This is a genomic window from Teichococcus aestuarii (assembly GCF_042651065.1).
Classification (GTDB): domain Bacteria; phylum Pseudomonadota; class Alphaproteobacteria; order Acetobacterales; family Acetobacteraceae; genus Pseudoroseomonas; species Pseudoroseomonas aestuarii.
In genome coordinates, this window is sequence record NZ_JBHSCH010000007.1 from 81,218 (window position 1) to 95,749 (window position 14,532).

The 14,532-nt window shown below is 72.9% G+C and carries 13 protein-coding genes; 6 read left to right on the forward strand and 7 right to left on the reverse strand.

Annotation, left to right across the window (positions count from 1 at the left end):
* Positions 1-3: 3 nt before the first annotated feature.
* From ACFOY6_RS05700 to ACFOY6_RS05710, 3 genes are all read left to right on the forward strand, one after another.
* Positions 4-1,125, forward strand: a complete 1,122-nt coding sequence (locus ACFOY6_RS05700; protein WP_379649437.1) for an endo-1,4-beta-xylanase — start codon at positions 4-6, stop codon at positions 1,123-1,125.
* Positions 1,126-1,206: 81 nt separating this feature from the next.
* Positions 1,207-2,265 carry an alanine racemase gene (locus ACFOY6_RS05705; protein WP_109516287.1) on the forward strand — a complete coding sequence of 353 codons (1,059 nt, stop codon included), beginning with the start codon at positions 1,207-1,209 and terminating at the stop codon, positions 2,263-2,265.
* 195 nt (positions 2,266-2,460) lie between these two features.
* Entirely contained in the window at positions 2,461-2,925 is a 465-nt protein-coding gene (locus ACFOY6_RS05710; protein WP_379633113.1) for a RidA family protein, read from the forward strand.
* Positions 2,926-3,017: 92 nt separating this feature from the next.
* Here the strand turns inward: ACFOY6_RS05710 and ACFOY6_RS05715 are convergent, their stop codons facing one another.
* Positions 3,018-4,091: an aminotransferase class I/II-fold pyridoxal phosphate-dependent enzyme gene (locus tag ACFOY6_RS05715; protein WP_379649439.1), complete on the reverse strand. Its 1,074-nt coding sequence runs from the start codon at positions 4,089-4,091 to the stop codon at positions 3,018-3,020.
* A gap of 8 nt (positions 4,092-4,099) precedes the next feature.
* Entirely contained in the window at positions 4,100-5,950 is a 1,851-nt protein-coding gene (locus ACFOY6_RS05720; protein ID WP_379649441.1) for a S9 family peptidase, read from the reverse strand.
* 54 nt (positions 5,951-6,004) lie between these two features.
* Between ACFOY6_RS05720 and thrC the strand changes: the two genes are divergently transcribed.
* On the forward strand, positions 6,005-7,411 hold the full coding sequence (thrC, locus tag ACFOY6_RS05725; RefSeq protein ID WP_379649443.1) for a threonine synthase: 1,407 nt from the start codon (positions 6,005-6,007) through the stop codon (positions 7,409-7,411).
* 54 nt (positions 7,412-7,465) lie between these two features.
* Here the strand turns inward: thrC and ACFOY6_RS05730 are convergent, their stop codons facing one another.
* Positions 7,466-7,915 (reverse strand): septal ring lytic transglycosylase RlpA family protein, encoded by a 450-nt coding sequence (locus tag ACFOY6_RS05730; RefSeq protein WP_379649445.1) that lies wholly within the window; start codon positions 7,913-7,915, stop codon positions 7,466-7,468.
* Between the two features lie 141 nt (positions 7,916-8,056).
* Complete coding sequence (locus ACFOY6_RS05735) at positions 8,057-8,515, reverse strand: septal ring lytic transglycosylase RlpA family protein (RefSeq protein ID WP_379649447.1); 459 nt, start codon at positions 8,513-8,515, stop codon at positions 8,057-8,059.
* A gap of 292 nt (positions 8,516-8,807) precedes the next feature.
* On the opposite strand from ACFOY6_RS05735, the gene ACFOY6_RS05740 reads away from it, so the two are divergent.
* Entirely contained in the window at positions 8,808-10,073 is a 1,266-nt protein-coding gene (locus ACFOY6_RS05740; protein ID WP_109516282.1) for a M16 family metallopeptidase, read from the forward strand.
* Positions 10,070-11,395: a TldD/PmbA family protein gene (locus ACFOY6_RS05745; RefSeq protein ID WP_379649449.1), complete on the forward strand. Its 1,326-nt coding sequence runs from the start codon at positions 10,070-10,072 to the stop codon at positions 11,393-11,395. Before ACFOY6_RS05740 ends, ACFOY6_RS05745 begins: the two co-directional genes overlap by 4 nt.
* Positions 11,396-11,434: 39 nt before the next feature.
* On the opposite strand, the gene ACFOY6_RS05750 is transcribed toward ACFOY6_RS05745, so the two are convergent.
* The 3 genes from ACFOY6_RS05750 to ACFOY6_RS05760 all read right to left on the reverse strand — a co-directional run.
* Positions 11,435-13,114 carry a methyl-accepting chemotaxis protein gene (locus ACFOY6_RS05750; protein ID WP_379649451.1) on the reverse strand — a complete coding sequence of 560 codons (1,680 nt, stop codon included), beginning with the start codon at positions 13,112-13,114 and terminating at the stop codon, positions 11,435-11,437.
* A 77-nt stretch (positions 13,115-13,191) separates the two neighbouring features.
* Positions 13,192-13,662, reverse strand: a complete 471-nt coding sequence (locus ACFOY6_RS05755; RefSeq protein WP_109516279.1) for an RNA pyrophosphohydrolase — start codon at positions 13,660-13,662, stop codon at positions 13,192-13,194.
* Between the two features lie 13 nt (positions 13,663-13,675).
* Positions 13,676-14,532, reverse strand: an 857-nt coding sequence (locus ACFOY6_RS05760) for a divergent polysaccharide deacetylase family protein (protein WP_379649453.1), incomplete at its 5' end; no start/stop codon positions are given.

Genomic DNA, 14,532 nt, shown 5'->3' on the forward strand with positions numbered 1-14,532 from the left:
GCCATGCTTCGCCGCCGCACCCTGCTGGCCGCCACGGCCGCCGGCACGCTGTCCCCATCCCTGGGCCGGGCCCAGGCCGCGCCCGATCTCTCCGGCCTGCCCAGCCTGGGCGCCCTGGCGCGCAGCCAGGGCCTCACCTTCGGCGCCGCCGTGCAGGGCCAGCTCCTGGAGACCGACCCGGACTACCACCGCGCCTTCGAGACCGAGGCCGCCATTGTGGTGCCGGAATGGGAGGCCAAATGGTCCGCCCTGCAGCCGCAGGAGGGCCGCTTCGACACCGCCCCGCTCGATTCCATCCTGCGCTGGGCGCAATCCCGCGCCCGCCCGGTGCGCGGCCATGCGCTGATCTGGCACAACGACCTGCCGGACTGGACCCGCGCCGCCCTGGGCGAGGGGCGGGACCGCGCCCTGGCCGTGATGGCCGCGCATTTCGACCGCGTCCTGTCCCATGCCCGCGGCCAGATCCGCGACTGGGACGTGGTCAACGAGCCGGTGGCCAACCCGCCCGGCAGCGACGTGCCCCAGGCCGGCCCCGGCGAGCTGCGCGACACGCCCTGGCTGCGCGCGCTGGGGCCCAACTACATCGACATCGCCTTCCGCATGGCGCGCGAGCGCGACCCCACCCTGCGGCTGACGCTGAACGAATACGGCATCGAGGAGGACACGCCCGACGCCACCGAGAAGCGCCGCCGCCTGCTGGCGCTGCTGCGCTCCCTCCTGGCGCGGGGCACGCCGCTGGATGCGGTGGGCATCCAGGCGCACCTGCAGATGGTCCGCCCCTTCCGCCCGGCGCCCTTCGCCGCCTTCCTGGCCGAGCTGCGGCAGATGGGCCTGGCCGTGCTGATCACCGAGCTGGATGTGCGGGAGGCGCCGAGCCCGCCACAGGACATGGGGGCGCGCGACGCGCTGGTGGCCGAGCGTGCCCATGCCTTCGTCGCCACGGCGCTGGAGGGCGGGGTGCGCACCATCCTCACCTGGGGCCTGTCCGACAAATACTCCTGGCTGGCCACCGAGCCCGCCGTGGCGCTGCGCGACGGCCGCACCCATCGCGGCCTGCCGCTCGACGCGGAATGGCGCCGCAAGGCGTTGTGGGAAGCCCTGGCCCGCGCCTTCCAGGGCCGCTGAACGGCGGCGAAGCCGCGCGAGGGGGCGACAGCGGCGCCGATCGGGTGTTTCCTGGCGGGCATGTCTCGCGCTGGAGCCCCGATGGATCTCGCCACCCTCGAAACCCCCGTCCCCGTCGTCGACCTCGCCGTGGTCGAGGCCAACCTGGCGCGGATGCAGGAATACTGCGACCGCCACGGCCTGGCCCTGCGGCCGCACATCAAGACGCACAAGATCCCGGCCCTGGCCCAGCGGCAGGTGGCGCTCGGCGCCCGCGGCATTACCTGCCAGAAGCTGGGCGAGGCGGAGGTGATGGCCGATGCCGGGCTGGACGACATCCTGATCTCCTACCCGCTGCTGGGGCAGGGCAAGGCCGCGCGCCTCGGCGCGCTGGCGGGCCGGGCGCGGATGCGCGTGGCGGTGGACAACCCGCTGGCCCTGCGCAACGCCGCCGAGGCCGCCGCCGCCGCGGGGGCCGAGATCGGCGTGCTGGTGGAGTTCGACAGCGGCGCCCGGCGCACCGGCGTCACCAGCGTGGAGGCGGCGCTGGAGCTGGCCCGCGCCGCCCGCGCCACCCCCGGCCTGCGCTTCGACGGGCTGATGACCTACCCCGTCTCCGCCGCCAGCGCCGTGTTCCTGGAGGCCATCCTGCCGCGGCTGCGGGCGGAGGGGCTGGAGCCCGCCATCCTCTCCGGCGGCGGCACGCCGGATGCCTTCCGCACCCATGAGCTGGCGCCGGTCAACGAGCTGCGCGTCGGCACCTACATCTACAACGACCGGATGATGGTGGCGGCCGGCCATGCCGGCTGGGCCGATTGCGCCCTGCACCTGCATGTCACGGTCATCAGCCGCCCCACGGCGGAGCGCGGCATCATCGACGCCGGCACCAAGAGCTTCGCGGCCGACCCGATGCCGGGGGGCGCGGAGCTCGGCCACGGCTACTTCCCCGACTACCCGGAAGCGCGGCTGGAGCGGCTGAGCGAGGAGCACGGCATGCTCGACCTCTCCGCCTGCGCCCGGAAGCCGGAGTTGGGCGAGCGGCTGCGCGTGGTGCCCAACCATGTCTGCCCCGTCAGCAACCTGCATGACCGTATCGCCTTCGTGCGCGGGGGGGAGTTCCTGGGGTTCCAGGATGTCGCGGCGCGGGGGAAGACCCTTTGAGAGCGCGGCCCGCAGCGCGGGACGAGCGCCCGAACGGGCGCCGCCGCCTGTGCGGCGGAGCCAGGCCGGCGGATGCTGGCGCCGGCGTTTGAGGGCGGCTGTGCGTCAGCACAGGCGCAACTGAAAAGAATCCGGGGGGAAGGAATTCTCCCCGGACCCCTCTTCTTTTTCTTCTTCGAGTTCAAGGGACACATCATGACCGAGACCGCCGAGCAACGCCTGGAGGCGCTGGGGCACAGCCTGCCGAAGGTGGGCAAGCCGCTGTTCAGCTACGTGCCGTTCCGCCGCGTGGGCGATGTCGCCTACCTCTCCGGGCAGGTGCCCCGGCTGGCCGATGGCTCCGTCATTCAGGGCAAGGTGGGCGCGGAGATGGGGGTGGAGGAGGCGCGCAAGGCGGCCGAGCTCTGCGCGCTGCATCTCCTGGCCGTGGCGCGCGAGGCCGCGGGCTCGCTGGAGCGGGTGGAGTTCCTCAAGGTGTTCGGCATGGTCAACGCCACGCCGGAATTTGGCGAGCAGCCCAAGGTGATCGACGCCTGCTCGCAGCTCCTCGCCGCCGTGCTGGGCGAGCGTGGCCACCATGCCCGCTCGGCCGTCGGCATGGGGTCGCTGCCCTCCAACGTGCCGGTCGAGATCGAGGCCGTCATCCGCATCCTGCCGTGAGAGGAGGATTGAAGGAAGGAACCTTCTTTTTCTGAAGAAAAAGAAGCAAAAAGACTTTTCGAGTTTGGCGTCACGCTCCCGGCCAGCGGCCGCTAAGTGAGCACGCGGGCAAGCCGGCCCAGCCCCTCCGCCAGCCTTGCCCGTTCCGCCTCGCCGCCCAGCGAGAGGCGGAAGAAGGGCGCCTCGCCCCCGGCATGGCGGAAGGGCGTGGCGGGGGCGAGCGAGACCTCCGCCGCCCGCGCCCGCGCCAGGAAATCCGCCTCCGCCTCGCCGGCGGGGCGGTGCATCCAGATGTGCCAGGAATCGCCGGGCTCGGTGGCGAAGCGCGCCGTGCCCAGAATCTCCCGCGCCAGGGCACGGCGCGCGGCGCCCTCGGCGCGCTTCTCCGCCACCAGCCGGGCGGCGGTGCCATCCTCCGCCAGCCGCGCCGTGGCGGCGGCGATCACCGGATTGGCCGTCAGGCCGCGGATGCGGATCTGCTCCGCCGCCACCTCGGCCAGCGCCGCGGGCGCCGACACCGCCCCCAGCCGCAGCGAGAGCGAGACCATCTTGGACAAGCTCCACATGCCGAAGACCCGCTCCGGCAGCAGGCTGGCGAGGCTGGGCGGCCGCAGCTCGGGCGCGGCGAGGAAGGCATAGGCCTCGTCCTCCACCACCCAGAGGTCGTGCCGTGCCACGATCGCGGCCAGCGCCGCCAGCCGCGCCGCGCTGTAGGTGAGGCCGAGCGGGTTGTGCACCACCGGCATCACATAGAGCACGCCGGGCGGCTCGGGGCTGGCCAGGGCCTGTTCTAGCGCGGCGAGGTCCATGCCTTCGGCATCCATCGGCAGGCCGAGGGTCGGCACGCCTTCCAGCGCCAGGAAGTGCCGCGCCATGGGGAAGGTGTGCGCCTCCATGGCGATGCGCCGCCGCCCCGGCCCGGCCGCCGCCAGCGCCGCCGTGAAGGCCACGCTCAGCGCCGACTGCCCGCCGCAGGTCAGCGCCAGCGCCTGCCCCGGCGCCAGCCCGAGCAGCGGCGCGATGGCCCGGCGTGCCGCCTCCGCCCCCTGGGGCGGGCCATAGGCGGCAGGCAGGGGAGCGCCGCCCTCCAGCAGGCCGCGCAGCGCGCCGGAGACCGCCGCCTCCTGCGCCGGGATGGCGGGGTAGTTCACCCAGAGATCGTACATGCCCGCCCTCAGCCCTTCAGGTGCCGCGCCAGGAAGGCCAGCACGGCCCGGTAGACCCGCCGCCGGTTGTCGCGCTTGGTGAAGCCGTGCCCCTCATCGGGGAAGGTGAGGTATTCCACCGGCACGCCGCGCCGCTCCAGCGCCGCCACGATCTGCGCGCTCTCCTGCGGCGGCACGCGCGGGTCGGTCATCCCCTGCGCCACCAGCAGCGGGCAGGCGATGCGCTCCGCCCGCAGCAGCGGCGAGAGGCGCTCCAGCAATTCGGCGTCCCGCACCGGGTCGCCATATTCGGCGGCGCGGTGGCCGATGCGCCAGGGGCCGGTGCGCTCGAAGAAGGTCTTCCAGCGGGCGATGCCGTAGAAATCCACGCCGCAGGCCCAGAGCGCCGGGTATTCGGTGGTGGCGGCCAGCACCATCCAGCCGCCATAGCTCTGCCCCATGATGCCGATGCGCGCCCCATCCACCCCCGGCCGGGCGGCGAGGAAGGCATGGGCGGCGGCGAGGTCGGCCACGCTGTCCAGCCGCTTCTCCCGGTCGTCCAGCGCGGCGTAGTCACGGCCATAGCCGGTGGAGCCGCGCACATTCGGCACCAGGACGCCGATGCCCATGGCCAGCACCGCCTGCAGGTCGGGCCGCCAGTTGGGCAGCGCCTGCGCCGCCGGGCCGCCATGCACCCAGACCAGCATGGGCCAGCCGGAGGCCGGCGCCTCGCCTTCCGGCAGGGCCAGGAAGGCGGGAATCTCCCGCCCGTCATGGGTGGGGTAGGTGATGCTTTCCCATTGCCGCAGCCCGCGCGGGACGTCGGCCGGGAACAGCGGCTCGCTCTCCGCCCGGCCCGGCCAGGCGTGGTGCAGCCCGGCGGGAAAGGCGAAGCCCGCCAGGTCGAAGGCCACATGGCTGCCATCCGGCGCCCAGCTGACCTTGGTGATGACGCCGCGCGGGTGCCAGGGCGCGGCCCGCACCGCGCCGCTGGCCGCATCCAGGAAGCGCAGGCGGGAGTAGCCGCCCTCGTTCACCACCACCGCCAGCAGCGACTCGTCCGGCGAGAGCTGAAGCACCTCCACGTCATGCGGCGGGGCGTAGAGGAAGCGCGGCGCCGCCCCGGGCTCCTGGAAGGCCACGCCCAGAAAATCCCGCCCTCGGTCGGTCAGCAGCCAGAAGCCGCCGCCACCGGCCTTGCCGCGCGGCACTTGGTGGCGCCAGTCGCCCTCATGCGGGGTGAGGGGGGTGCGGGCACCATCGGCCAGGGCCACGCGGTCGAGGCTGGATTCGAAGGTGCGGGGGGCGGTGGCCAGCAGCAGCGCGTCGCCCTCCGGCGCCCAGGCGGGCAGTTCGTGCGGGCCTTCCACCTCGGCCACGCAGCGGGCTTGGCCGGTTGCGAGGTCCATCACCCAGGCATCGGTGTGCGCCGGGTCGCGCGCATTGGCGGTGTAGGCGATGCGCTGCCCGTCGGGCGAGACGGCGCCCCAGCCATGGATCACCTCCGGCGCCTCGGTCAGCGCGCGGGCCTCGCCCTCGGGCGGGAGGTGGTGCAGCTGCACCCGCTCGTCGCCGGCGCCGTCGCGGCCGAACACGGCGCCGCCATCCGGCAGGCCGGCGACGTGCGAGACGGCGTCGCGGTGGCGGGTGCGCGGCCGGGGCGCGCCGCCGCCGGCCGGGATCTCCCAGACCTGCGCGGAGCCTTCCGCGTCGTGCAGGAAGTAGAGCCGGCCATCCCCGGCATGGGTGGGGGCGCTGGCGGCGGGGGTGGCGAGCAGCCGCTCGAGCAGGGCGGCGGCATCGGCGGGCGCGGCATCGGAGGACATGGGCGCCACGGTGAACCCGATCGGCCCGCGCGCCAAGGCGGTGGAGCGCGGCAAATGCGCGCAACCGGCATGGCCGGATGCCGCGCCAGGGCCTAATCTGCCCGCATCATGCGCTATGTCTCGACCCGGGGCGCCGCCCCCGCCCGCGATTTCGAAGGCGTCCTCCTGGCCGGGCTGGCCGAGGATGGCGGCCTGTTCATGCCGGAAACCTGGCCGCTGCTCTCGGCCGCCGAATGGCGCGGCCTGCGCGGCCTGCCCTATCCGGAACTGGCCGCGCACCTCATGGCGCGCTTCACCGGCGGCACGCCGGACGAGGCCACGCTGCTGCGCATGGCCCACGCCGCCTATGGCGGGTTCGGCCATGCCGCCACGGCGCCGCTGGTGCAGGTGGAGCCGGGGATCTTCTCGCTGGAGCTGTTCCACGGGCCGACGCTGGCCTTCAAGGACATGGCGATGCAGCTGCTCGGGCAGCTCTTCGACCATGCGCTGGCGAAGCGCGGCGAGCGTGTCACCATCGTCGGCGCCACCTCGGGCGACACCGGCTCCGCCGCCATCGAGGCCTGCCGCGACCGCGCCGCGATCGACGTGGTGATCCTGCACCCGGAGGGCCGCACCTCCGCGGTGCAGCGCCGGCAGATGACCACGGTGCTCTCGCCCAACATCCACAACATCGCCGTCCAGGGCAGCTTCGACGACTGCCAGGACCTGGTGAAGGCGATGTTCAACGACGCGCCCTTCCGCCAGGAGATGCGCCTCTCGGCGGTCAATTCCATCAACTGGGCGCGCATCGCGGCGCAGGTGCCCTACTACGCCTATGCCGCGCTGGCGCTCGGCGCGCCGGACCGCCCGGTGGCCGTCTCCGTCCCCACCGGCAATTTCGGCAATGTGCTGGCCGCCTGGGTGGCGCGCCGCATGGGCCTGCCGATCGAGCGGCTGATCATCGGCGCCAACCGCAACGACATCCTGGCCCGCTTCCTCGCCGCCAACGACATGTCGGTGCAGGGGGTGGCGCCCTCGCTCTCGCCGAGCATGGACATCCAGGTCTCGTCGAATTTCGAGCGGCTGCTGTTCGAGCTGCTGGGACGGGACGCGGCGGCCACGGCCACGACCATGCAGCGCTTCCGCGCCGAGGGCCGCATGCCGGTGCCGGACGCCGCCTGGAAGAAGGCAACCACCCTGTTCCACGGCCACACCCTCTCCGACGAGGGGACACTGGAAGAAATCCGCCGCCTGTGGCGGGAGAGCGCCTATCTGGCCGATCCGCACACCGCCATCGGCATGGCGGCGGCGCGGGCGCACCGTCCGGAGGACAAGGGCATCCCGGTGATCGTGGCGGCCACGGCGCATCCGGCCAAGTTCCCGGATGCGGTGGAAAAGGCCACCGGCTTCCGCCCGCCCCTGCCGGCACGGCTGGCCGATCTCTATGAGCGCGAGGAGCGCTTCAGCGTGCTGCCAAACGATCTGGAGGGCATCGAGGCCGCCGTGCGCGGCCATGCGCGGCGCAACGCCGCCTGACAGCCCGGAAGCCGGGAGAGGCCATGGCGCCTTTCCCGGCTGTCAAAGGCCGGTTCAGCCCGGGTTGCTGGGAATGCTGAGCGGCACCACCTCGACCATCACCACCCCGTCCTCGCGCATGCCGAGCTGGGTGGCGATGCGGGGGCTGACATCGATCACCCGCCCGCGCTTGAACGGCCCGCGATCCTGGATGGTGACGACGGCGGTGCGGCCATTCTCCAGGTTCTTCACCCGTGCCTCGGTGCCGAGCGGCAGGGTGCGGCTGGCCGCCGCGTTGGAGTTGCGGTTGAAGCGGCGGCCATTGGCCATGCGCTTGCCGTGGAAATGATTGGCATAGAACGAAGCCCGCCCCCGCTGCACCCGGTGCGCCGCACGCGGGGCCGGCTTGCCCGCGGTGGCGCTGCGGGCAGTGGTCTCCCGCTTCACCTCGCGGCTTTCGACGGGGGAGAGAATGGCGGTGAGGCCAAGGGCGGCGCAGATTGCGGCCAGCTTCAATCCTCTCATGATGGGTGGCCCTCCTTGTCTTGCGATGGGCCATGGGGCGGCACCGCCGCCCATGACCAGGTCTGTCTCAGATGGGGCGCCCGTCGCCCCGGGCAATGCGGCCGGGCTGGGTGGGTCGGCCCAGGCCGCCGGGACCGGCGGTCAGTCCTGCCGGTTTCCGGGCAGCGGCCGCACCTCCACGGGCGCGGTGCCATCCTCCATCATGTCCAGCTTGCGGGCGGTGCTCTTGCTCAGGTCGATCACCCGGCCGCGCGCATAGGGGCCACGATCCTCGATGGTCACCTCGGCGGTCCGGCCATTCTCCAGGTTCCGCACCTGCGCCCGGGTGCCGAGGGGCAGGGTACGGCTGGCGGCGGAATCCGATTCCTGCCGGAAGGTCTCCCCATTGGCCATTTCCCGCCCATGGAAGCGGTCATGGTAGAAGGAGGCCTCGCCACGATGCGGGCGCGCATTCTCTTCGCGCACCGGCAATGCCATGCTTCCCGTTGTGGCCGCCGCCGCGAGAGGCGCGGCGCTGCGGGCCTGGGCAGGGGGCGTCGCGAGCAGGGCACCCGCCAGCAGGGCGGGCAGGCAAGACAGGGCCAGGGGCAGGCCACGCATGGATCGTGTTCCTCGTCAGTTTCCAGGGGGCAAGGCCCTCGGAACGTCTCTCGCGGCGTCCGTCGGGGCCTTACAGAACCTTAACGAAGCGGGGGCCGAGACGTTGTGGCACCACACCGCCCCGTGAACGGGCGCAGCAGGGCGGCCGGACGCAGGCAGTGCTTGCCATGCGGCCCAGGCATGGCGGCGGGCGGGGTCGCACGCGGCGCATTTCGACACTACATTCGGAATCAAATGGGTTTCCGCCCGCCATCCCCCTCTCCGCGCGGGCCGATCACAGGAATGCTTGCTCATGACTGAAGCGGTGCGGCTGACGCGCCTTGCCAACGGGCTGACCATTGTCTCCGAGGCCATGCCACGGGTCGAGACCGTGTCGATCGGCGCCTATGTCCATGCCGGCACGCGGGACGAGACGGGGGCCGAGAACGGTGCCTCCCACTTCCTGGAGCACATGGCCTTCAAGGGCACCGAGAAGCGCGACGCCGCCTCCATCGCGCGGGAGATCGAGAATGTCGGCGGCCACCTGAACGCCTACACGGCGCGCGAGCAGACCGCCTACTACGCCAAGGTGCTGAAGGAGGACATGCCGCTCGCCGCAGACATCATCGGCGACATCCTGACGCACTCCACCTTCATCCCCGAGGAGATGGAGCGCGAGCGCGGCGTCATCCTGCAGGAGATCGGCCAGGCGAACGACACGCCGGACGACATCATCTTCGACCACTTCCAGTCCACCGCCTTCCCCGACCAGCCGATGGGCCGCCCGACGCTCGGCACCGAGGAGAGCATCGCCGCCATGGGGCGCGAGGTGCTGACCGGCTACATGCGCCGCCACTACGGCCCGAGCCGCATGGTGGTGGCCGCCGCCGGCGCGCTGGAGCACGAGCACCTCGTGGGCCTGGTGGAGCGCCACTTCGCCGACCTGCCGGTGGTCAGCCCCACCCCCTCGGAGGTGGCGCGCTACGGCGGCGGCGAGTTCCGCGAGGAGCGGGAGCTCGACCAGGTGCATGTGGTGCTGGGCTTCGAGGGCCCGGCGGTGGCCACGCCGATGCACTACCCCACCATGCTGCTTTCCACCCTGCTCGGCGGCGGCATGTCCTCCCGCCTGTTCCAGGAGATCCGCGAGAAGCGCGGGCTGGTCTATTCCATCTACTCCTTCGCCCAGCCCTTCCGCGATGGCGGCCTCTTCGCCATCTATGCCGGCACGGGCGAGGCGCAGGCGGCCGAGCTGGTGCCGGTGGCGCTGGAGGAGCTGCGGCGCGTGCAGCACGACGTGACGGAGGAGGAGCTGGCCCGCGCCAAGGCGCAGCTGCGCGCCTCGGTGCTGATGTCGCTCGAATCCACCGGCAGCCGCTGCGAGCAGCTGGCGCGGCAGATCCAGGTGCATGGCCGCCTCATCCCCGTCGAGGAGACCAAGGCCAAGATCGCCGCCGTCACGGTGGAGCAGGTGCAGCAGGCGGCGGCGATGATCTTCCGCTCGCGCCCGACGCTGGCCGCCCTCGGCCCCGCCGGCAAGGTGCCGGGCCTGCCCGCCATCGTGGAGAAGCTCGCCGCATGAACCGGCTGGAGCGCCTGGAATCCCTCGTCGCCGCCGCCCGCGCGGCGGGGGCGGATGCGGCGGATGCGCTGATGATCGTGGGCACCGCGCTCTCGGTGCACCGGCGCCTGGGCAAGCTGGAGCATCTGGAGCGCTCCGAGGGGCTGGATCTCGGGCTGCGCGTGCTGGTCGGCCAGCGGCAGGCCATCGTCTCCGCCACCGATGCCGAGCCGCGTGGCTTCCAGGCGCTGGCCGAGCGCGCCGTGGCCATGGCCCGCGCCGTGCCGCCGGACCGCTTTTCCGGCCTGGGCGAGCCGCACCCGGTGCCGGCGCTGGACCTGGCGCTGAACGACAGCGCCGAGCCGGATGCCGAGGCGCTGATCGCCCGCGCCGCCCTGGCGGAGGAGGCGGCGCTGGCGGTGCCCGGCGTCACCAACAGCGAGGGTGCCGAGGCCGGCTTCGCCCGCACCGAGGTGGCGCTGTTCAGCTCCGCCGGCTTCGCGGGCGAATACGGGCGCAGCGGCCATTCCATCTCGGTGACGGCGGTGGCCGGCCAGGGCACCGGCATGGAGCGCGACTACGACTACAGCAGCGCCGTCCATCTCGCCGACCTGGAGGACCCCGCCGCCCTGGGCCGCGCCGCGGCCGAGCGCGCCGTGCGCCGCCTGAACCCCATCCGCATGAAGACCGGCCGCCGCCCCGTGGTCTATGACCCGCGCGTGGCCGGCTCACTCGCCGGGCATCTGGCGGCGGCGCTGAATGGGGCGGCGGTGGCGCGCGGCACCTCCTTCCTGCGCGACCGCATGGGCCAGGCGGTGCTGAGCCCCGGCCTCAGCCTGCGCGACGACCCGCTGCGCCCCCGCGGCCTGCGCTCCCGCCCCTTCGACGGCGAGGGGATGCCCGGCGCGCCCCTGGCGCTGGTGGAGGATGGCGTGCTGCGCTCCTGGGTGCTGGACTGGCGCAGCGCGCGGCAGCTCGGCCTGCGTTCCACCGGTCATGCCAGCCGTGGCATCTCCAGCCCCCCGGCGCCCGCCACCACCAACCTGTGGCTGGAAGGCGGCAGCGGCACGCCGGAGGCGCTGATCGCCGATATCGGCGAGGGCCTTTACGTCACGGAGATGATCGGCTCCGGCGTGAACGGCGTGACGGGCGACTACAGCCGCGGCGCCGCCGGCTTCGTGATCCGCGACGGGCAGCTGGCCGAGGCGGTGAGCGGCATCACCGTGGCCGGCAATCTGAAGGACATGTTCCTCAACATGCGGGCCGCCGGCGACCTGCGCTTCCGCCGCGGCACCGATGCGCCGACCCTGCGCGTCGATGGGCTGACCATCGCCGGCAGCTGAGCCGCCGGCGCAGGCAGCCGCGGCCGCCTGCGCCGATGCTCAGGCGGCGCGCACCTGGGTGATGAACTGCCCCACCTCGGACCGGAGCCGCTCCGACTGGCGGGACAGCTCGCCCGAGGCCTGCAGCACCTGGCGGGCCGAGGCGCCGGTCATCTCGGCGCCCTGATTCACCTCGGCGATGCTGCCGCTGACGCTGTCCGTGGCCTGCGCGGTGCGGGTGACGCTGCTGGCGATCTCGCGCGTCGCCAGCCCCTGCTCGTCGATGGCGGCGGCGATGGTGGAGGTGATGTCGCTGATCGAGCCGATCGTGCCGGTGATCGCCTGGATATCGACCACAGCCTGCTGCGTGGCGCTCTGGATCTGCGTGATCTGGCTGCGGATCTCATCCGTGGCCCTGGCGGTCTGGCTCGCCAGGTTCTTCACCTCGCTGGCCACCACGGCGAAGCCCTTGCCGGCTTCTCCCGCCCGCGCCGCCTCGATGGTCGCGTTCAGCGCCAGCAGGTTGGTCTGCCCGGCGATGGTGTTGATCAGCCCCACCACCTCGCCGATGCGCGCCGCGCTCTCGGCCAGGGCGCGCACCGTGTCGTCGGTGCGCTGCGCGTCGCTCACCGCCCGCGCCGTCACGGCGGTGGCCTGCGCCACCTGGCGGCTGATCTCGCCGATCGAGGCGGTCAGCTCCTCGGTGGCGGAGGCGACGGTCTGCACCCCCTGGCCCGCCTCCTGCGAGGAGGAGAGTACGCGCTCCACCTGCTGGCCCGTCTCGCTGGCGGTGCCGGCCATGGATTGCGCGGTGGCTTCCAGCTGGGTCGAGGCGGCGGCGAGCATATCCACCATGTCGCCCACCTTGCCCTCGAACCGCGCCATCAGCGCCGTGAGCTGGGTGGCGCGCTGTTCCTTCGCCTGCCGCTCCGCCTCCTGCGCGGCGGCCAGCGCGTCGGCCTCGCGCAGGCCGCGGCGGCATTCCTCCAGGGCCTTCGCCATCTCGCCGATCTCGTCCTGGCGGTCGCGCTCGGCCAGCGTGAAATCGTAGTCCCGCCGCGCCACCTTGCGCAGCGCGCCGGAGAGCCGCACCACCGCCCGGCCCAGGTTGCGGTCCATCCACAGCGCCATGCCGAGGCCGGCCAGCAGCGCCAGCGTGGCGGTGGTGAAGATGCCCGTCATGGCCATGCCATAGGCTTCCTCGGCCATGGTGCTGGCGGCCATGAAGCCGGCGCGGTTGAGCTTCAGCATCTCGTCCAGCGTGCCGAAGGCGACGCGGATGGCGCGGGCGGATTCGTTGTTGAACAAGCTTTGCGCCGCGGCCTCGTCCTTCCGCAGGAGATCGTCGTTGATCGTGTTGTAGGCGCGGTACTCGGTCAGGAAGCGGTCATACAGCGCCCGTTCCTGCGGGCCCGAGATCATCGGCGGATAGGCGTCGATCTGCCGCCGCACCTCCCGCACCATGGAGTCGAACTCGGCCTGCACCTGCGGCCGCTCGCGCGCATCCCGGGTGGCGAGCAGGCGGGAGAGGCGGATGCGCTCCCGCGCCAGGCCGTATTGCAGTTCGCCCAGGGCCCGCACCGAGGGCATCCAGTTGTCCCGCATCTCGATCATGTCATGGTTGATGGTGCGGAGCTGGGCCGCGCCGTAGAGCCCGTTGCCGATGAAGAACATCAGCAGCACGCCGAAGGAGAGCAGCACCTTGCCGCGGATGCTCAACCGGTTGAGGAAATTTGCCATGACGCCCACTGCCGTTTCCAGCGGCAGTGGACAGCCGGTTTCCTTACCGGGCGCCTAATGTTGCCGGGCCGGTGGTGTCACAGCCCCGCGAGATGCGAGAATTCCCGGACCAGCCGCTCATAGACCGGCCGCCGGAACGGCACCACCAGCGCCGGCAGCGCCGCCAGCGCCTCCCACCGCCAGGCGTTGAACTCGGGATGCGGGTCGAGGTCGAGGCGGATCTCCTCGTCCCGCCCCAGGAAGCGCAGGGCGAACCATTTCTGCATCTGGCCCCGGTAGCGGCCGCCCAGCGCCTTGCCCACCAGCTCCGCCGGCAAATCATAGCGCAGCCATTCGGGCACCTCGCCGATGATCTCGGCCCGCGCGGTGCCGATCTCCTCGGCCAGCTCCCGCAGCACGGCGTCCCGCGGCTCCTCTCCCTCGTCCAGCCCGCCCTGGGGAAGCTGCCAGGCATCCTGCGCCACGTCGGCGCGCCGGGCGATCAGCACCTGGCCGGCATGGTTGAACAGGGCGGCGCCGACATTGCGGCGGTAGGGCAGCTCGGCCATGGCGGATCGGTCTCTAGCGGGAAGCGGAAGGGATCGGCGTGTTGTCGGGCGCGTGCAGCACGGCGCTGGCGGGCGCCAGCACCAGGCCGCGCGCCTCCAGCCCGGCCGCCCAGGCGGCGATGCGGTCCACCAGCAGCGGCGTCGGCTCGGCGGCCAGGCCGACCGCCCGCCCGTGCCGCTGCGCCAGGCTCTCCAGCTGGGACAGGCGGTGCTCCACCTCGCCACGGGTCGGCAACTCGTCCAGCAGCAGGTCGGCGGCGGCGTGCCAGGCCAGGGCGGTGGCGCCGGGGCGGGGGTCCACATAATAGAGCCCGCGCGCGCGCACCTCCTCCTGCACCACGGCCAGCGCCTCGGGGCTGGCCAGGAAGCGCTCCCCGCGCTGCGCGCCCAGCGCGCCGACGACGCCGGCATAGCCGGCGAAGCGGCCCATGGCGCGGTGCAGCCGCTCCAAATTCTCGCCCGGCGGCAGGCTGGCGCGCAGCAGGTGCCCGGCCGGCAGGTCGCCGGGCGATTCCAGCGGCAGCGCCAGCACCACCTCCATGCCGCGCCGCCGCGCCGGCTCCAGCAGCAGGTCCGGGCGCAGCGCCAGGGGGCTGATGGCGAGGGTGGCGGCGGGCGGCAGGCGGCGCAGCGCCTCCTCGGCGCGCAGCCCCGCGCCGCCGAAGCCGCCGATCACCAGGGCGATGCGCGGCCTGGCATCCGCTGCGTCGAAGGGGCGGGCATAGGCGGTGCGGGGTTCGGCGCCACCCGGGCCGATGCGCGGCAGCGGGCCGTGCGGGCTCTCCTCCAGCAAGGCGGGGATGCCGGTCTCCCGCGCGCCCTGGTTGATGTCATGCGCCACATCCTCGGCGAGCAGGGCCAGCATGCCCT

Excerpts from the sequence above, each read along its gene's own strand:
- ACFOY6_RS05700 (WP_379649437.1), top strand. The coding sequence starts at position 4 with ATGCTTCGCCGCCGCACCCTGCTGGCCGCCACGGCCGCCGGCACGCTG.
- ACFOY6_RS05705 (WP_109516287.1), top strand. The coding sequence starts at position 1,207 with ATGGATCTCGCCACCCTCGAAACCCCCGTCCCCGTCGTCGACCTCGCC.
- ACFOY6_RS05710 (WP_379633113.1), top strand. The coding sequence starts at position 2,461 with ATGACCGAGACCGCCGAGCAACGCCTGGAGGCGCTGGGGCACAGCCTG.
- ACFOY6_RS05715 (WP_379649439.1), bottom strand. The coding sequence starts at position 4,091 with ATGTACGATCTCTGGGTGAACTACCCCGCCATCCCGGCGCAGGAGGCG.
- thrC (WP_379649443.1), top strand. The coding sequence starts at position 6,005 with ATGCGCTATGTCTCGACCCGGGGCGCCGCCCCCGCCCGCGATTTCGAA.
- ACFOY6_RS05730 (WP_379649445.1), bottom strand. The coding sequence starts at position 7,915 with ATGAGAGGATTGAAGCTGGCCGCAATCTGCGCCGCCCTTGGCCTCACC.
- ACFOY6_RS05735 (WP_379649447.1), bottom strand. The coding sequence starts at position 8,515 with ATGCGTGGCCTGCCCCTGGCCCTGTCTTGCCTGCCCGCCCTGCTGGCG.
- ACFOY6_RS05740 (WP_109516282.1), top strand. The coding sequence starts at position 8,808 with ATGACTGAAGCGGTGCGGCTGACGCGCCTTGCCAACGGGCTGACCATT.
- ACFOY6_RS05745 (WP_379649449.1), top strand. The coding sequence starts at position 10,070 with ATGAACCGGCTGGAGCGCCTGGAATCCCTCGTCGCCGCCGCCCGCGCG.
- ACFOY6_RS05750 (WP_379649451.1), bottom strand. The coding sequence starts at position 13,114 with ATGGCAAATTTCCTCAACCGGTTGAGCATCCGCGGCAAGGTGCTGCTC.
- ACFOY6_RS05755 (WP_109516279.1), bottom strand. The coding sequence starts at position 13,662 with ATGGCCGAGCTGCCCTACCGCCGCAATGTCGGCGCCGCCCTGTTCAAC.